Below are 18,891 nucleotides of genomic sequence, written 5' to 3' on the forward strand. Positions count from 1 at the left end.
CCCATTTTATAAAGGTAATCTCACTCTTTTTTTTTCAGGAATATCTCTTTTATAGCGGAGGGTGAGTTGTCTATAGGCATCATGAATGGTGGTGTTTTCCTGTATGGCCGTTTTGAATTCAAAAACAACTACAGGCAATCCATTGATGTACAGGATTCCATCTGGAATCCGTTTTTCAGCTCCTACTATTTCGAGTTGGTTGACAAATCTGTAAATGTTGGTGTCCGGTGAATAGGGCACTTCAGGTTCAGCAGCTATAATATCCAGATTTTTGCTCTTCCGCTGACGGTCCAGTCCTGCATAATCAATCAGCGTGATATGAATATCCTTTTGGGACCTGTCCTCCCTTTTTAGAATAAAGCCATCCGCCAGCCACTGCATGATTTTCTTATTACTTTCGTATAAAATCTGACGTAGGAAGAGATTTGAGTTGAAGGATAATGATTTGTACTTCTGTTTCGGTAAGATTAGCGTATTGATATCGATGGAGCAAAAAGTTTTTAAGGTCTTCCTCTATCAAAACCTCATCAGCACTACGGACAATGCTTCCACCAACAATATGCGGGTAGCCTTCATTTCCTAAAAGTTCTATAAATGCTTGCTCTAATTTTGATTCTGTGAATTTACTCATTGTACCATCTTTAAACTTCCATTTTATCTCCCATTACTCTCCTTCTTAGCTTCGATTATCTTTGACAATCCAGGAACCCCTTGTTCCTCCTTTTCTTTCCAGTATTCCTTTTTCTTTTAGTGTATCTAGATGGCCTTGAGCGGCAGATACATTAATGCCCAATTGTACGGCTAGCTTTCGTTTACTGATTGTGTTGTTTTCTAAAATTATTGCAAGGTTTTCTTTTTGCCTTTCTGTTAGATCAGCTATTAAGCCACTATCTTCTTTTTTTATTGGACCACCTATTGGCCCACCTATTGGACCACCATCAGAAATTTTAAAAATTGTCACCTGAACACCACCATCTTTTTCTATAATTTCAGGTTCAGGTAGTTCCGCTTCTTTGCAAGCATTAATAATCTTCAACGTACCACGTCCCCAAGTGTCTATATATCCCGCTTTAAAACAAGCATCAGCAATTTTGGGATTTCTGGGACTTGAGTTATGGTCAGACTTTAGACTATCAATGTCCAATCCTTGGGGTAAAAGCCCTTCATTCCAAATGGAGAGCTTGGTGTCAAACACCCGAATCTGAATTGCAGCACCCATATATGCTTTGTGCACCAAGGCATTCAAGAGCATTTCACGAAGCGCAGCCACCGGATATTCGCCTTTTTCAATGCGGTGCATTCCTGCAAAATCAACTGGACGGGTAAGAAATTTATAATTGAGCTGCACCTGAACTTCATTGAGCAAATGAACCAAATTTCCTTCTAAAATCTCTTGAAATTTCAAATCCGAACCATCTAAACCAAAACGACCAATTTTTACCGTGACGTTGGGAAAGAAACGACTGGGGTCTTTACCGAAAAGTATTATAGAGGCACGTTTTAGCTTTTTTTCTTCAACCAATCGCAGTTTGTCTAAAATCTGAACGGTAGATAAACCCGTAGTGTCTGGTAATCGACCTTGCACTTTACTATCTTCTATGAACTTTTTGATGCTCTGGCTATCAATATCCGAAATATTTGCTCCTTCTTCAATAACATCATCCCAGGTTTTACCTGCTTTTTTAAGTAAAAACTCATTGAGCTCCACCCCAGTAAGTTCCATTTTGGTGCTACCTGAACGGTAGTAATATCTACCTCTTAAAGAAACGGGTACAGTATAGGGATTTACCTTAATTTCAATGAATTTCTTACCCGACGCCTCCTGCAAATTGATGTCGCAGATAATGCCCATCGCATTGCGGATCTTATTGGGGATGTCCTCCAACAGCTTTTGATAATCAGATAAGTCTACCACATTACCCTTATCGTCTCTACCGATGTAAATAGTGCCGCCAATGGCATTAGCAAAACCACAGACCCACTTTAAGTAGTCATCTTGATGAGTCTAAGTCCTTCTTTTCGCTTGAATCCGAAGGATCCACCAAAAAAGTTAGAAAACCAGTCCTACAGTAGATGAATTTCCGTGCAAAGAATCGCCGCTTTTCGCTATTGTAAATTTAATAAAAACCTTTAAAATTACTTGGAATTTAAGACAGTACCTCGATTACATACCGTTTTAGTCTATAGTTATTGGGGGACACATCCAAAAACCCATTCCTCCTTCAGTTACGAAAACAGTTGCAATTGCTCCATTAATGTTTGAAGTTGTTTTTAGAATTTGATTCTGAGGTTCTGAGTTAATAATAAGTTCAAATTGTCCTTCATCAAGCATTGGACAAGCCAGTTCCCAAAACAGTTTTTTTGTTAATAGTTCATCGCTTTTGATTTCATCAATAGGGGTAAATTCGCCTTCATTCCAAAAATCCTTCCATATATGAGTTTGGTCATTTGCTAAAAAATCACGAACCCTCCTTATCTTATTAATAGCTTCAAGTTGCCATTCTTTCAGGTTTTTATCACCTTCAAGTTCTTCTATTTGTTTGTCAATGGAGGTTAATACCTGGATTCTATCAAAACTAATCGTGTAATCAGGGCTAATTATTTTAATGCTCTTGTCTTTTAGATCAGCGGTTTTGATTACGGCTGTTGTATCATAAACAATTAGTATGTTGTCAGATTTTAGTAGTTGTCCGTTCGCTATAAATGGCAAAATCATTATAATAAATAGAAGATATTTCATCATGTTTTTAAATGGTATGTAACGTAGTACAGCTATACGCAGGCAGGGATTTTTAGCACTAAACTTTCCTACGAAGAACTGAACTTCAAATATACCACTTTCCTGTCCTACAAAGCACGAAACCCCTGCTTGCGTATAGGTGATGTGTGTGCCTTGAATGGTGAATATAGGTCAAAAAGTTGACCGTTCCAACGGGTGAAATGCGGAGCATTCATGAACACCTTTGAAAATAATAATAAAGTGAATAAAGTCCCTTAAGCGCGGGGGTAATCCCGAGGAATCGGGACAGGCAGTCCCGAAGCCAAGCAAGGGTCGTGTTCTGAAATAGGTTGACACAATTTAAAAAAATATTGTCAACCTATAATCGGACAAAAATGAAAGATCTAAATCATTATTCAGAAGTAACCCGCAGAGAAATTGTAAGTGAGGTGCTTTCAGGATCCATGACAAAAGAACAGGCAAGGCGGGTTTATGGAATTAAATGTAAATCTGCTATATTGGAATGGATGAGGATGTTTGCGGGCCTATCACGGGCAGCAACCATCGACCCTATTCCCCTATTGAAAAATATGTCTGTAGAAAACGGCGATATTGAAAAGCTTAAAGAAAAGGTAAAACAGCTGGAAGAGAAGCTTGCCCTTAGCCAAAGGGTAAGGCATACAAGATCATGGTTGATGTTGCCAAAGAGGACTATGGTCTTGACCTTGAAAAAAAGTCTGGTGCCAAACAGTTGAAAGACTCAAAAAAGAAGAACCGGAAGTAGGTTTGTGACAACTTTGTACATTGTTTGGCAAGAGTAGACTGGCTTATTATAAAGCTTAAAAATACAATACCCAGGAAGCATTTAAAGAAGACCTGGTATTGGGTCTGGTGGCTAAGATCAGGAAAAGATCAAAAACCTCGCGTTGGGGAGTAAGGAAGCTATATCCGCTATTACAGGCAGATATGGACCTCCTGGGAATAAAAATGGGAAGGGACAAGCTCTTTGATCTGCTTCGCGTGAACGGCCTTTTGGTGAGGAAAAGAAAGCGAAAATTCTTCACTACACAAAGTCACCACTGGCTGAGAAAACATAAAAATCTTGTCAATAACATGGTTGTTTCCAGGCCCAACCAGTTATGGGTATCAGATATTACCTATGTGCAGTTCAACGGAACTGTATACTATCTTTACCTTATCACTGATGCGTATTCCCAAAAAATAGTGGGATGGAACGTCTCTAATGATCTGAAAGCTGAATCCGCTTTAATTGCATTGAAAATGGCAGTGTCATCGAACAAAAACCTGCCTCCATATTCATTGGTTCCCCATTCAGACCGTGACTTCCAATATTGCAATTATGATTACACGGGGTTGCCGGAACAGAATATGGTATGGATAAGTATGACCAAGCCTGCTTCCCCTCATGAGAAAGCTATTGCGGAACGTATCAACGGCATACTTAAAGAGGAATGGCTGATTGATCTTGAAAAAAGGGAAGATATGGATGAAAAAAAAAGCAATAGGACAGGTTATCAACATATACAATGAGCTTAGACCCCATAACGGACTTGGAAATATTGTCCCTGTCCTGGTACACGATAAAGGTTTTAAAAGCCATGGTACCGAACGCGTTATAGGCAAAAAATATGAGTGGAACAAAAAAGCCGAACCATTACTGGATCGGCCTGCTGTTACCAACGCTATCGGACCAAACGATTATTCTTCGGCAAGTTGCTCCTCAGCAGAGCTTGATTCCGCTTCATCGTGGTATTGTAAGTTAGAATAATCTTTTCAGAAATAGAAACAGTACCTATATTTGAATAGGCAAAGTGTCAACCGTTTTCAGGACGCTACCGTACGGGACAAGTTATGACCGTTGAAAAGAAAATATAAACAGATGAAATTTTCCTTTTCTCTCTTTTTTTCGGCATCCCCGACCGACATAACACCTGCCTTGCAGACATAGGTCACCACGAAAACAAATCCCACCCACCACCCAAAAAATTGGACTTCTCAGCAAAAGGACATTGGGCTTTTCAACAAAGCTACTTGAAAATGTTATGCTCATCTTTGCAGCATAAAATTCTTAGACAATGGAAAATAAAGAAACAGCAAAAAAGTATTTCGACGCAATGGTGGCCGGAAACTTCGATGAAATGAACAAATTAAAAACGCCTGATTGTGTTTATTGGTTAGGCGGTGAGGGATCCTGGCCGTTTGGAGGTTACCAATCCCTCGAAAACCAGGCAAAACTATGGGCCACCGTAGCAGAACGATTCCCGGATGGGATGAAAATGACGCTTCAATCTATCACAGCAGACGAAGAGCGGGCAGCATTGTATGTTCATATTCGTGGAATCCGAAAAGATGGCCGTATTTACGAAAATCATGTGATGCTGCTTTTAACCTTTAAAGAGGGTTTAATCAGTGGCTTTTACGAATATTTGGATACCATTATGGTTAATGAACTATTCTGTGGCCCGATGGATGATGTAAAAGCATAGTTAATAACATTAGGAATGCGATGAGTAACGTAATAGAAATAAGAAAATGAGGGTAATCATAACAGGAACTACGGGAATGGTTGGCGAGGGCGTTCTATTGGAATGCCTGCAAAACAACAAAGTATCAGAAGTGCTAAGCATTTCAAGAAAGCCCTGCGGAATTAAGGATCAAAAACTTAAAGAATTATTAGTGCCTGATTTTACTAAATTGCAGGAATTTGAAAACGATATAAAAGGCTACGACGCCTGCTATTATTGTGCAGGGATAAGCTCCGCAGGAATGTCCGAAGAAAAATATCATTACATCACATATGATACCACGATAGCATTTGCAAGAGCACTGTTAAAAGCCAACCCCGATATTACTTTTTGTTTTGTAAGCGGAAGAGGCACTGACAGCACCGAACAGGGTAAAATTATGTGGACAAGGGTAAAAGGAAAAACAGAAAACACCTTAAAACAGATGCCTTTCAAAAGCGAATACAATTTTCGTCCGTCTTTGATGAAACCCGCCAAAGGACAAAAGCATTTATACGGCTACAATCGTTGGGCCCATAAAATATTTTATCCATTATTTAGCCTGTTCTTTCCTACCTGCACTATTCAGGAAATTGGTAATGCTATGATAACCGTAACTTTAAAAAGGCATTCAAAAAATGTTTTAGACGAGAAAGATATAAAAATGATGGCTCAATGAAACAGCTAAGCTGATTTTCAAAATCGTACACGTTAGCTACACCAATGATTGGCGAAACAGTAAGGGTCAACGACAGCAGTCAAATATTTAAACAATGGTGGAAAAATGTATAGTAGTAAACAATGAAAGTAACTGACATAAAATCTTGTTATATCGGCCCCGAAATTTCGCCTGAACAATTTATTGCAGAACATTTTTTCTTGTATTTGGCAAAAGGAATAATTAACGGCTATGACGGAAACAAAAAGCAAACTATCCATGCAGACGAATACTGTTTGTTTTTTAAAAATCACTTGGCGAGATACAACAAGGAAAAAACAGAAAATGAATTTGAAAAAGTAGTCATCATTTTTGATGAAGCGTTTTTAAAAAAGTTTCAGGAAAAACATAGGCCTACAGTTATAAAATTCAAATCAGAAAGAGCATTTTTAAAATTAGACAAACGTGAATGGTTACCAAACTTTATTCAATCACTTGTACCCTATTACAATCGTTCGGGAAAAATTGATAAAGCATTTGCAGACATAAAACGAGAAGAATTGCTTACCATTTTGCTGAAAAACCAACCCGAACTTGCAGGGATATTTTTTGACTACGGCATACCTGAAAAAATAAATTTGGAAGCGTTTATGAATAAAAACTTCAAGTTCAATGTAAGCATTCAGCGCTTAGCCTATATGACAGGGAGGAGTTTATCGGCTTTCAAAAGAGACTTCAAAGAAATTTTTAATGAAGCACCGAATCGTTGGTTAATTCAGAAACGCTTACAAGAAGCACATTTTCTCATTGACAAAAAGAACAAAAAACCGACTGACATTTATTTGGAATTAGGTTTTGAAGATTTGTCGCATTTCTCTTATGCTTTCAAAAAGCAGTTTGGATATGCACCCACAGCACTATCAAACAAATAAGAAACCGACCGAGCCAACATCCAAGACCAACACAAAAGCATTTCCCCTGTTTTGGATAATCATACAGGATTTGGACACTTTTTAGTTTTAAAACCTGAAGACATTCAATAGCTTTAAACAAACCAATACATTAACTCAACAATTGATACTTTTGGTCCTAAATAGGGTCTGCGATAAAGTATAAAAATGCATAAAAGATCGGAAATTAATGGAGTACAAGTGCAAGGGAATATGCAAAAGAACTCCAAAAGGCGTGCATCATGCATTGAATATTCGAGTCCAAACCAGCTTTCATTTTCCGGATTTGAGACTCCCTTCTGCAACCAGCTTGAACCCAATAACCGTTGAGTTGTGCTCAGCTCCCAGATTTCTTGGGATGTCCTGGTCAATTTTTTCAACAAAAGTAATCCTCCCAAACAGACCGGTAGACCTGCACTTAATCCCTGTGTACTGATCGGAGCGGTGATCATCAAGCATATACTCAATTTGGATGACCGTGAAACGGTGGCCCATTACGCAAAAATATGTACCTCCAGTACTTCCTGGGCTTCAGTTACTATACGAAAGAGGCTCCTTTTGATCCGTCAATGTTTGTTGATATAAGAAAGCGACTCAGTCAGAAGTTCATTGAAGAGATGAATGAAAAGATATATGGTTTTGCCATGGAAATAGCGGCTAAAAAGGAAGTCAAGGAGGTGAAAAAGAAGAGAGGGATCCCCCATCTAACGGAGACATCAAGAACAAAGGAGAAGTTATTTATGATGCAACCGTCTTCCCACAGGACATCGCTTATCCTACCGACCATGGATTGCTCAACAAGGCACGTGTGATCACAGAAGAGATTATAGATGTTCAACGCCAAAAAAAGTCAGAGGGAAAGAAACCACGGACCTACCGCCAAACTGCCCGCAAAGCCTATCTAAGGTAGCCCAGAACAAAAACCCATCAAAAAAGACGATCCGGTAAGAGTTAAAATCACAGCTTCAGTATCTGAGGAGGAACTTCAAGACAATTGAAAAGCAGCTTGACTATTTTGAAGACTTTCCCCTTGACCATAAGCATCAGCGGAAATATTGGATCATCCAAACACTTTACGACCAGCAGCTAAATATGGTTGAAAGCAAAAACCATCAGATTGACGACCGAATACTGAGTATTCACGAGCCACATTTACGTCCCATAGTGCGGGGAAAGCAAGGGCCAAGACTGAGTTTGGAGCCGAGATCCACTTTGGCCTAGTAAATAGATATTCTTTTTTTGACACGGTTTGCTGGGATGCCTTCAATAAAGGGAGCCATCTAAAGGACTATGTTGAAAAATACAGGGAGAGATTTGGGTTCTATCCGGCAAAAGTACTTGCGGACAAACTGTACTGCACCAGGGAAAACTGAAAATGGCTTATAGAAAAAGGGATAAAACTTGTGGCCAAGCCATTGGGAAGGCCCTCGGCGTAGGCAGTGGAAAACCACGTAAGTCCCGGAGAGAGGAACCCGATAGAGGGAAAGTTTGGGCGGGAAAGAACGCCTACGGAATGAACCGTATAAGGGCAAGGCTTAAAACAACAAGCCAATCGTGGATCGCCTCCATCATATTAGTGCTTAACCTGGTCAAATTGGCCGTGGAGGCACTCCTTTGCCTGAGTTTTTTAGCATGGCCAATCCGAAATTACCTGTTAATTGCAGGTATGGAGTGGGCCAGGGAGGAAGTAAAAACAAAAAACCAGTTCAGATTCAAATCTGGACTGGTTTTAAGAATTTGCCGTTTTTGAGTTTTTCAGCAGGCCCTATATAAAGCGTAAAAGCTCCCATCAGTATACTGCTCAACAAAAGCCCTTCTTACGCCACCCTGGGACCAGCAAAATTACCGTCAGGCTTATTTCTGCCACAGGTAGTATCCAAAACAAGATTTTGGCCATCCATAAAGGAAAGATCAGGTTATATAAAGCATGTCGGCTGCCCTCCCAGTCTTTCCACTTGCTGATGGCAGTATAGGCAAAGAGCAAAGCCAATAGGAGGGCACATATTTCGGTTATAAAGCCTTTTATTTTCATCTTTACCCTCTAGCATTGATTATTGGATAAATATAAAAAACAGCGAATGTTGATGCTAGTATATCGGGGATAAATGTATGGTTGTGAATTGATTATTGGTAGGTTTACCTAAGATCCCTGGAATATTGAAAATAATAAGGTTTATGTATCGATAATTCAAAAAAATGCTATATTTTAAAGCATTAAGGCATTAATCCAATCGTTCCTTATTAATAAAAATGTGAATTCCTCTGTCACGCCTCTCATTTGCTCCCAAATTTCAATCTTTGCTTAATTATTGCCAGCGTCCCCGTAAAGCTATTTTTTCTATTTATTTTCAGGTAAAAGACTTTTCAGCGAAGTAGAAACTATCGAATAGTTACTTCATCATATAAATATAAAAGTAAGCTTGACTCCTAATAGATATTTGGTTTCTCAAATTTAAATACAATAAGCGTCAAATTAATTGAAGCAGAAGTTCAGTATAGATAAGGGGATGCCACTATCCAATTGCCTAACCAATTAATCTGACCACTATTCTAGCAAATTAGAATTTGACTGTACTTGTCATAACCATAAATAAGCAGGGTATGGATAGTATTAGAACATACATAAAATATTTTTTAATAATATATTTTGTGCTACCCATTTTCAAATATTTCTGTTATTCACCTTGATTTATTAGATTTTGATGCACATACGATTAAATTATTTAAAAAAATACCCCTTAGGGGGTATTTTATGCCGATTTACAATTTGATAGATTTACGTAGATCTTGATATTACATAAATTAAATTAATATCTTTTTTATAAAAAAAATATTTTTTAATCAAAGTACTATATATGAAAAAGCTAGTATAATATTCAAAGCTTTTTTAGATATTTTAAGTCATTTATACTAAAAAAAAAATTAGTAATAAAATATTCAATCATTTATTATGAACTCATAATGAAAAGAAAATTTCCCTTTGGATGGATTGCTGTATGTCTCATAGGTATTTTGGTGGGTGCTATATTTACTAGATATGTATCTGATTATTCAAAATTGAATTTTTTTCAGTTTACTATAGGAAACCTGATCATCATCAGCGTAATTATTATATGTATTTTGGTTGTAAATTTTATTAAAAAGGCCAGTATAAATAGTGATAAAAAAGCATTCCATTCTTTTGGATTACCTGCGGGTACAGTTAGGGCTACTTTAGCTTTACTCCTAATTGTATTTTTCATATTGTTTGCATTCTATGCTGTTCAATTTGAAGTTGAAGCAAAAAATGAGAGATTAGTAGAGAATATATTGACTACCCTGGCTACGCTTGTTATATCTGCCGTGTCTTTTTATTTTGGTGTAAAAGCTACTGAACAAGGTAGCGAAATAGCTACTAGGATCTGGGGTGAAAGCAAAAAAAGAAATGATAACGAATATCTTATAGACCCTAAAATTATTCAAGAAGCTCTTTCGCAGCATAAGGATGATTGGATAAAAGAATATGAATGTAGAGATATTCGATTGGGCAAAAAGCAGACAGAAGACGGTCAGATTAACATGGATTGTCTAGTATTCTTAGTAGATAACAAAAAAGGACCATCTTCATTAGAAGAGTCGTCTACCAATAGTATTCCCTCGATTGTTCGCTTTGATTATCAAGGTAAAACTTATTCTATCCCAACAGATGTGAGGATATATTCAGAATTTGGTGGAAAACTATCTGTAAGCTTAAATACTCCTACTCTTAAACTATTTGAAAATCTTCATCCGGATGCCCAAAAAGGTATTATAAGAGAATTTATACAATATAATGGATATGATTTGGTTAAACAGTTTCCTGAAATTCAAGGCATAAGTGATTTTAAAAAAATAATAAATGGTACTCAACATGAGTATTACTCCATACAATTTAAAGTGGCCATAAAAAATCCTGACTTAAAAACCATTGATAAGATCCCTCCATTTTTTGACTATGAAGGAAGTAATGGAGTAAAGTATATGATTCCATCTGACGTCATAGAAGAAGGACTTATAGAAGAGGCTGTATGGACAGGGAAAGACCTCACGACAAAATGTTTAGGACTATCTGTTTCTAGAAGGGATGCCAATGATACAGGTACTATAGGATTAAAAGTTTTTTGGAAAGAGAAATATTATCTGATGACCTGCTGTCATGTACTGTTTAAAAATGAAATTGATTTAAACCCGGATAGGACATTTTTCAAAGAGAATGCTATAGATATTATATCCCCAGGCACAGTAGACATGGATGGCAATAAATATCAAATGATAGGGAAGTTAGAGGCGGGGTGGTATGATTCATTTTTAGATATAGCTTTAGCAGAACTAATAGACCCAGCTAAATTGACAAATATACCTCATCAGAAAAAAAAAGAAGTAGCTGGAATTAAAGATATTAACTCAGAAAGAGACCAAGGTACAGTGGTGAAAATGTATGGGAGAACTTCCCATGAAAAGGAGGGTAGGATAGTGGATTATTCACAACTTGTAGTAAAGATTACCAACCGCAAATCAATAATGCGAGAACTATTGGTCTGTGATTTTAAATCAGAAAAAGGTGATTCCGGTGCTGTAGTGATAGAATCTTCTACCAATAAAATAATTGGAATACTGGTAGCAAGAAGCGATGCCTATTCTTATGTCATTAAGATCAGGAAAATACTCAATTTATTAGAATTTGATGATGAACTTAAACCATGGATTTCTTAAAACTTATTCCTATGATATACAAATTTACTTCCTTATTCTTATTCTTTACTCATTTAGCCATCATTAGCTTAGCTCAAAATGAGGATACCATCATATGGAAAAATGATAGTGAGAACACCGTGACGTACGACTTGGCCAAAGAGAAAAATTTTGATAATCTGAAAATAAAATTAAAGGGTATAAAACCCGAAAATATTGATTCTATTCGATTTGATTCTTCCAAACCAGTCAGCAGAGAAAGCTTAAAACTCAAAATAAATGATATCGATAAATCAAGTGCAGAACAGATGACTGTGCTATCTCTTAAAAATTATTTGGAAAAGTCCTATGAATCTAAAAATTACGATCAATTCTTTTCAATAAATGAAGTTGTCCAAATAAAGATAACAATATTTAGCAATAAGGATGAAGAAATGGATATAAAATTAGATATAAAACCGTCCACTATTCTATCTAGAAACAATTCTTTCCTATTTATCCCCCCTCCATTACCTAACATTACTTCGATCAATGAAGATACCCTTAACTGGAATAAAACTCACCGCGTATTATTATTGGATGGATCAGGCCATTTAAAAAACAGAGGCTTTCAAATAGTATCTTTTAGTCAAGATACAAGTTTTGCAACCCGAAGGCAAAGATCTCTGGTGGTTAATAAGAGTCTGTCAATAATATCTTCTAATATTAATTTAGATTCCCTTCAAAGCATTAAATTTTCGTTAAATGGTACAGAGTATAAGTATGATGCAGGAGTAGCGGATATTTATAAAAAACAAACTGAACTACCTAAGACTAATGATTTAATAGAAACAGCGTCCGTTAATGGAGATAAGGCTATTTTATCTCAATCAGAACAGATAAAGAACTATTTTAAATCAACTTTCTATGCTTTAAATAAGGTAAAGTATTTCAATATTGTCGACTATAGGTCCCTTCAGGCATTCAAACAGCAACTTAAAAAGTCAGTTGTTGATGCTTCTATCCTATTAGATGAAGAATCTTTTAACTACTATTTTCATATTTTAAATTATCAGCCTCAATTCATCAATCTCACTCCTTTTTCTTTGACTGTACCCAATGCTGACGAAGTTGCCGTCGAAGCAACAATAAAATATGGTAGTAAAGGTATAGAGGAGAAGTACAATACAGGAGTATTTCGAACTTCCCGTTCCCTGGCTGTGCATGTGGGAAGTTCTTTATTCATTACCGGATTGAGAAATAATAATGTATTTACCCGGATAAATGAAAGTGGCGAATTACGGGCTGTTATGGATCAGGATAATCAGCTATCCTTAGGTATCGGTGTGAATTCAGAAATTTCCTACAGGACCGGCTATATGTTTAGACCTAATTTTAACCTTGCTTTTTTTGTGCCCTTTGCTGAAGATATAACTCCTTTTGTCGGTATAGGACCAGGATTTTCCTTTACGGATAGAAATGTTAGTCTGAATATATCAGGAGGAATGGCTTTCGGAAAAGTCAACGCTATTGCCGAACAATATAGAAATGTAGATTTGAATTCATTACCTGACCTGACCAATACTAGTTTAATTCAGAAAGTATGGGATGGGGATTGGTATATAAGCATAGGAGTAGGATTTAAACTAAATTCTCAAGAAAATTAAGCTGTTTGACTTTCTAAATTATCTGGTGCCTTCGTCTTAACCCTACATAGCCTAAATCGAAATTTTATTATAGTGTTTGCCATTTGGATATAAATATCAAATAATCTTTCCTGGATTAACTGAAAAAAGAACAGTAAATGCACCATGGGTAATAAAATTACTAAATGGCTTAATATAATCAGCGGGAGAGATAGTGTGCCATTAATAATTAAACTTTTATGAACAACACAAATGAGTTTCATATTGGTCTTTGTCTTGCGGGAGCCATCTCGGCAGGAGCATATACTGCAGGGGTGCTGGACTACCTTTTGGAAGCATTGGATCAATGGGAAGAACTGAAAAAAAGGAAGGATATTAAGGGTGTGCCTCAACACAAAGTAGTAATTTCTGTAATAGGAGGCGCTTCTGCAGGAGGGATGACAGGTATGATAATGGGTATTGCGCTTAACAAAAAATTTGATCCCATTGATGAGCTAGGGAAAGATGAAACTTCCATTCTAAATGATAAGCCATCTAATCCCCTTTATCATTCATGGGTTGATCTATTAGATGCTAAGGATCCGGCTAGGTACCCGGAAATGTTTGATTATCTCTTGGATAACGGAGATATTAAATCAGGAGAAGTTAAATCACTATTCAATTCCTTTTTTATAGAAGAGATAGCCAATAGGACATTTAAAGCCCCTTCGGCTCATCCATATTATCGATCATATGTACATAAAAACCTAAAAGTGTTTGCCACGATGACCAATGTAATCGGGATGGAGCAAATCGTGGAGTTTAAGGGGGATGATGAAAAAAACACACTTTATCATATTCTTGATCATAAGGACTATGGATGTTTTACTTTTTCAAAAGATGATGTGTCCGACATTAAGGGATGGGAAAGGGTCGATTATAGTAACGAGAGTGTCCTAGAAAGATATAAAAAGATTGCTATGGGAACCGGAGCTTTCCCATTGGGATTGGCGCCAGTAGAGGTATCAAGGAGATCCGACATTTTAAATAGGCATGCTTGGCTGAATTATATTACAAATTTTGGCCAGCGTCCCATACCGGGCAAGGACTATATTACCACTGTGGTAGATGGAGGGATGATTAATAATGAACCTTTTGAAAAGGTTAGAGAAATACTGGACGACCTCGTTGGTCCTGGAGATAATGATAATCAGGATTATGCTAAATTTAGAAGTACCATACTAATGGTGGATCCGTTTCCAAGTCAATCAATAGCCATTATTCCTGGTAAAAACATTATAAGTACAATAAGTAATATTATTTCAACTTTGCTCAATCAGGTGAGAGTAAAACCGGAACACCTGGCAGCATCTCTTGCATCAGATAAAGCAGGCCAATATATCATTTCACCTGTCCGGTATGTGTTTGGGAAAAACGGTGAAGTTAAGATAAAAGGGGATAAGGCCATAGCCTGTGGCTCTTTAGACGGCTTCGGAGGATTTCTTTCGAAGTCATTTCGAATCCATGATTTTTATTTGGGCAGGGCCAATTGTGAAAAATTTCTTCGAGACCATTTTACAGTCCCGGAAAGTGAAGATAATCCCATATTCAAGAATGGATACGCACATCTCGATAGTAGTGAGAAACCTAGATTCAGATCAAAAACTGACCCATCTCCTGGATTACAGATAATTCCTATTTTTTCTACTCGCGATGATAAAACACCCTTGCCATTATGGCCCCAGATAGATTTGAAAAAGGTAATAAGCTATAGGGATAAAATTTACAACCGCACCGAGAAGATTCTTTTAAATATTATTAATTTCAGAAAAAGAGATAGGTTTCTGCTTTGGGCAGGAGGTAAGTTGTTTATAAATAGAAGAATAACTGATATAATACTCAATGGAATAATCAAATCCTTAAAAGATCATTTTCAAATTAAGGAGCCATGAAAGGAAGGGGTATTATAATCTGGTTGGTTGGGATAGGTCTATTAGGTCTTATGGCGGCGTATCTATTTGCGCAATCAAATAAAAACAAATATGAGCTGGAACAACAAGCTGCTAGAAATGTCCTGATAATCAGGGAAAATCTTCAAGAATCTTTAGAAGCATTAAAAATCGAAATCCGTGCCTTTATTGTCTATAGATTAATCCTAAGTTCCAATGATAAAAATCATTACTATGATGCGGCTGAGTCTATAAAAAGGGATAAAAATAAATTTAAATTTACGGTCGATTATTATTCTAAGCTTTATAATGATACCACCACTTTTTCATTTGGAAACACCTTAGCTTTATCCGGAATACCGCTGAAATCTATATTTCAAAGTGTTTATAAAAATGCTTCATTTGATAGTATAAATACCAATTTATGGAGTGAATGGGGGCATGATCCAAAACTCGGGTCTTTAGATACTGCTTATTTAAGCACTGATATTTCATTTACCCATTGGATGCAAGGAGGGCTTAGAAAAAGCAGCTTTTTTAATGTGATTTTTTTAGCCAATGAAAAGGGAGAAATTCTTCATCCTTCCGTTTTAGCAGGAATTAAAATTCCTTTTGCCGGCAAATCGATGTTAGATAGCTTTTCGAATTCAGATGTGAGCCAATTTACCATGGATATAAGTGCAGCGACTTTTAAAGGTTATCTTTCTCCCATTCAGATTGGTACTTCCATACTATGGGTAGGAGGACTGAAGAAACAAGAGGAAATGAACCAGGCTGCTTATAGTGTAAATTATAACCTGATGGTAATAACGGCATTAATTCTTGGCTTACTTCTTTTAAGCCTTCCCCTTATTTCTTTTTTTGAAATGGGTAAAGGAGATGTGCTGAGCAAAAACAGGGTATATTTAATGGGAGTATCTCTTTTATTGATATTTATAATGAGCGGATTTGCTTTATCCTTTGTAATTTACTATACTTATCCACATGAAATCGAAAAAACTTATGCTGAAAAAATCAGATATATCCTTCAAAGAGATTTTCGCTTTATCCAAAATAACATATATACTGATTATTTTCCAAATGTAACTGAAGGAGTAAAATCTCTAAAAGTCAATGAAGTAATAAGAGCAGATACCAAAGCTTCTCTTGTGGATTTACAGATTTCCAATCATGAATTGACACCAGAGGCTGATTTTTCTTTTATAAATATTAGCCATAGACGGTATTTAAGCTATTTTTATAATAAAAACCGATCAGACGATATTAGGTTTGGACCAAAAAATGAATTCTTTATAGATAGAAATTTTTCTGAAAAAAACAGTGAGCCAGAAATAGTTATGAGCGCAGCTGAGTCTGATTCAATACTTAAAGCTATTACATTTCAATTTACAGATACCCTCCTTCACACTAAATCTAAACGATACCTTTTAGTAAAAGATAATGGTGAAGTTATTTTGTCAAGTGACAAATTCGAATTTATGTTCACCCAAATTAGGACGGCACTTCCTGAGGATAAATGGGAGAATCTTCAAACCCTGTTTAAAACAAATAAGTATGGATCAAATCATTTGTGGGAGTTTCCATTGCACTTAAATGGAAAAGAATACACTGCTCTGGTCACAAAATTTGGACTTGCAGACACCGACAGTCCTATTTGGTTTATTTATCTTATAAATGATAATATGAACCACAGTCTAACTGGGTTAATGGTTGTAGAGAGTTTAATTTGGATAGCTTTGTACACCGTATTATTGATATTAATTTCTTTAGGTAAATCATTCTTGAAGAAAAATAAAGGCTATAACTGGGAAAATTTTTCTTATAATAGCTTCCATCCAAAAAAAATAACTATAGTTCAGTTAAAAAGAGGGGTAATAGCCTTGCTAATTTTTTTATTGGTTACATTTGCAATGCTATACCTGTTTGAATTTACCCACTACTTGAAACACGTATTTATAGTATGTGTTTTTATTGCCGGTTTTTTTATGATATTCAACCATTTTTTCCTTCCATCCAGATCTAAGTCCGCATCAAGTATTGCTACTCATCCATATTCTTTAGCTTTATTTTGCTGGTTAGTATTCATTGGATTTATACCTGGGTTTATAATAAGCTCAAGCGTATTTAATTATGAGATGCTACTTTGGGACAGGATCCAGGAAAATCATAGTGAAGTGGGGAATATTGATGAGCAAAATAATTTTTTTGAAATAGTCCCTACAAGAGATATCGATGTATATTATAGGGGTCGTTCTCATATTTTCTCATCTATGAGCAATGGATTCGATCCCTTGTTAAGGGAATTAATTTATCCTAATTTCCTTCAGTTTCAACATAGCTTTAGCAATAATATAGGTTTTTTACCTAGCCTAAGTAGTCAAAATGGTTTGTTTTTTATATTTATTGTGTTTTTACTTATTTGCATAGTGTTTTTTGGAATATTTATGCTAATAAAAAAATTAGTAAGAAATATATACTGGACTGATTTTAATATTAGAGGGTTGAATCATTTAGGACCTTTTATTAAACAAAAATTAAGCAGTGTAAAGGATATGAGAATTTTTCTTTGTGGATGTGACAACTTAAAAAATAGGGATTGGATATATGAAAATTTAGAAGTTTCTTTAAATGAGATAGAAGTAGTAGATTATACTAAACCAATAAATAATGAGGCATTAATTGGTCTGCAACAAAATAATAAAAAAGTTTTATTGGTGGAAAATATACATTGTATAGGTGAAATAAAGGATTTTATTTCTAAATTCAGTTTATATTTAAAGTCCGCTGATGGCATACATTTGATAATCAGTTCTGGTATAGCATGGAAAAAATTATATAACAATTTGAATTCAGAAGTTGATAAAATACAATTTTCTGAAATGTTTAGTAAATTTTATTTTGAATTTGTATCTATTACTTATACACTTCCTGGTGTCACCAATGATGCTAATGTATATAATGAAAAAATTATTGAAGATTATTTTTCTAAGCATACCAAAATTAATGATAGAGCAAACCTTAGGTTATTATTGCAACGTTATGGTAAAGCATATTTTTATAATATTTGGTCGGAATTAAGCATTGAGGAAAAAAACGTATGTTATTCCTTTAGTAAAGAGGGGTTTCTAAATTATAGAAATAAAGAGGAAATTATAGAACTTTTTCAAAAAGGGATTTTTACTAAAGACATATTTGGAGGACAGCTTCACCTTTTCAGCAAGACTTTTAGATATTTTATTATAGCCATCTCTACTGAGGAAGAAATAAAAAAAATAGAAAATTACCGAAAGAAAAATGCCAATGCCTTAAATATACAATGGGCCTTATTGTCTTTTTTATTAGTAGCATTCGGACTGCTTTCTTATTTTGATAGTTCTTTCCTGACAGAATTACAGTCCGTTATCACTGGAGTCATTGGTTTAAGTACTTTAGTTTTGGGAGAGATAAGGAAAATTTGGATCAATAAAAGTTTTGGTAATTAATTGATTAATTATAATTCATTATAAGCTCTTTTTCTTAGAGGCGAGGAACGGAATAACCTTTCCCAGCTGCTGTATGCAGGTTTCAAAGGTGTAATAGCCGTAAGCCCCGAATCACTGATCAATTTGCATGTAGGCCCTGCCAAGGATACTAAATATTTCTATGACGCCATGCAGGAGCGGAACGTACCCTATGACATCATCGGCCTTTCCTACTATCCCAAGTGGCACGGCAACCTCGAGGACCTGGAGCAAAACATCGCCAAAGTCTCCCAAAAATACGACCGCCAGATCATG

The 18,891-nt window shown here is 36.0% G+C and carries 17 protein-coding genes and 2 pseudogenes; 13 read left to right on the forward strand and 6 right to left on the reverse strand.

Features of this window, described 5'->3' with window-relative positions:
- Nucleotides 1-6 precede the first annotated feature (6 nt).
- The 5 genes and pseudogenes from EL17_RS24095 to EL17_RS18860 all read right to left on the reverse strand — a co-directional run bounded on the left by EL17_RS24095 (nucleotide 7) and on the right by EL17_RS18860 (nucleotide 2,743).
- Nucleotides 7-381 carry a type I restriction endonuclease gene (locus EL17_RS24095; RefSeq protein ID WP_035077487.1) on the reverse strand — a complete coding sequence of 125 codons (375 nt, stop codon included), beginning with the start codon at nucleotides 379-381 and terminating at the stop codon, nucleotides 7-9.
- A 10-nt stretch (nucleotides 382-391) separates the two neighbouring features.
- Nucleotides 392-631 (reverse strand): hypothetical protein, encoded by a 240-nt coding sequence (locus EL17_RS24100; protein WP_035077491.1) that lies wholly within the window; start codon nucleotides 629-631, stop codon nucleotides 392-394.
- A gap of 45 nt (nucleotides 632-676) precedes the next feature.
- On the reverse strand, nucleotides 677-1,723 hold the full coding sequence (locus EL17_RS24280) for an ATP-binding protein (RefSeq protein WP_316932678.1): 1,047 nt from the start codon (nucleotides 1,721-1,723) through the stop codon (nucleotides 677-679).
- Between the two features lie 3 nt (nucleotides 1,724-1,726).
- Nucleotides 1,727-1,978 (reverse strand): annotated as a pseudogene (locus EL17_RS24210) (AlbA family DNA-binding domain-containing protein); the annotation flags it as partial.
- Between the two features lie 198 nt (nucleotides 1,979-2,176).
- Nucleotides 2,177-2,743: a hypothetical protein gene (locus EL17_RS18860; protein ID WP_035077493.1), complete on the reverse strand. Its 567-nt coding sequence runs from the start codon at nucleotides 2,741-2,743 to the stop codon at nucleotides 2,177-2,179.
- Between the two features lie 371 nt (nucleotides 2,744-3,114).
- On the opposite strand from EL17_RS18860, the gene EL17_RS18865 reads away from it, so the two are divergent.
- From EL17_RS18865 to EL17_RS24110, 8 genes are all read left to right on the forward strand, one after another.
- A complete protein-coding gene (locus tag EL17_RS18865; protein WP_035077496.1) occupies nucleotides 3,115-3,474 on the forward strand; it encodes a hypothetical protein in 360 nt (119 codons plus the stop codon).
- 136 nt (nucleotides 3,475-3,610) lie between these two features.
- Nucleotides 3,611-4,270 carry a DDE-type integrase/transposase/recombinase gene (locus EL17_RS18870; RefSeq protein ID WP_164675154.1) on the forward strand — a complete coding sequence of 220 codons (660 nt, stop codon included), beginning with the start codon at nucleotides 3,611-3,613 and terminating at the stop codon, nucleotides 4,268-4,270.
- Entirely contained in the window at nucleotides 4,227-4,508 is a 282-nt protein-coding gene (locus EL17_RS23625) for a hypothetical protein (RefSeq protein WP_051720165.1), read from the forward strand. Before EL17_RS18870 ends, EL17_RS23625 begins: the two co-directional genes overlap by 44 nt.
- A gap of 307 nt (nucleotides 4,509-4,815) precedes the next feature.
- Nucleotides 4,816-5,226, forward strand: a complete 411-nt coding sequence (locus tag EL17_RS18875; RefSeq protein WP_035077499.1) for a nuclear transport factor 2 family protein — start codon at nucleotides 4,816-4,818, stop codon at nucleotides 5,224-5,226.
- 46 nt (nucleotides 5,227-5,272) lie between these two features.
- A complete protein-coding gene (locus tag EL17_RS18880; RefSeq protein WP_035077513.1) occupies nucleotides 5,273-5,923 on the forward strand; it encodes an NAD-dependent epimerase/dehydratase family protein in 651 nt (216 codons plus the stop codon).
- 122 nt (nucleotides 5,924-6,045) lie between these two features.
- Nucleotides 6,046-6,834, forward strand: coding sequence for a helix-turn-helix domain-containing protein (locus EL17_RS18885; protein ID WP_035077516.1), 789 nt, complete (start codon nucleotides 6,046-6,048; stop codon nucleotides 6,832-6,834).
- Nucleotides 6,835-7,358: 524 nt separating this feature from the next.
- Entirely contained in the window at nucleotides 7,359-7,664 is a 306-nt protein-coding gene (locus EL17_RS24105; RefSeq protein ID WP_051720168.1) for a transposase, read from the forward strand.
- A gap of 563 nt (nucleotides 7,665-8,227) precedes the next feature.
- Nucleotides 8,228-8,602 (forward strand): hypothetical protein, encoded by a 375-nt coding sequence (locus EL17_RS24110; RefSeq protein WP_051720170.1) that lies wholly within the window; start codon nucleotides 8,228-8,230, stop codon nucleotides 8,600-8,602.
- A 51-nt stretch (nucleotides 8,603-8,653) separates the two neighbouring features.
- Here the strand turns inward: EL17_RS24110 and EL17_RS18895 are convergent, their stop codons facing one another.
- A complete protein-coding gene (locus EL17_RS18895) occupies nucleotides 8,654-8,884 on the reverse strand; it encodes a MauE/DoxX family redox-associated membrane protein (RefSeq protein WP_035077519.1) in 231 nt (76 codons plus the stop codon).
- Between the two features lie 929 nt (nucleotides 8,885-9,813).
- Here EL17_RS18895 and EL17_RS18900 point away from each other — a divergent pair.
- From EL17_RS18900 to EL17_RS24400, 5 genes and pseudogenes are all read left to right on the forward strand, one after another.
- Complete coding sequence (locus EL17_RS18900; protein WP_035077522.1) at nucleotides 9,814-11,583, forward strand: chymotrypsin family serine protease; 1,770 nt, start codon at nucleotides 9,814-9,816, stop codon at nucleotides 11,581-11,583.
- An 11-nt stretch (nucleotides 11,584-11,594) separates the two neighbouring features.
- Nucleotides 11,595-13,208, forward strand: a complete 1,614-nt coding sequence (locus EL17_RS18905; RefSeq protein WP_164675155.1) for a hypothetical protein — start codon at nucleotides 11,595-11,597, stop codon at nucleotides 13,206-13,208.
- Nucleotides 13,209-13,426: 218 nt separating this feature from the next.
- Nucleotides 13,427-15,118: a patatin-like phospholipase family protein gene (locus tag EL17_RS18910; RefSeq protein ID WP_035077528.1), complete on the forward strand. Its 1,692-nt coding sequence runs from the start codon at nucleotides 13,427-13,429 to the stop codon at nucleotides 15,116-15,118.
- Nucleotides 15,115-18,597: a hypothetical protein gene (locus EL17_RS18915; protein ID WP_035077531.1), complete on the forward strand. Its 3,483-nt coding sequence runs from the start codon at nucleotides 15,115-15,117 to the stop codon at nucleotides 18,595-18,597. The genes EL17_RS18910 and EL17_RS18915 overlap by 4 nt, the downstream gene beginning before the upstream one ends.
- Nucleotides 18,598-18,660: 63 nt before the next feature.
- Nucleotides 18,661-18,891, forward strand: a pseudogene (locus EL17_RS24400) (glycosyl hydrolase 53 family protein); the annotation flags it as partial.

Origin of the sequence: Anditalea andensis (genome assembly GCF_000714815.1) — a bacterium.
Classification (GTDB): domain Bacteria; phylum Bacteroidota; class Bacteroidia; order Cytophagales; family Cyclobacteriaceae; genus Anditalea; species Anditalea andensis.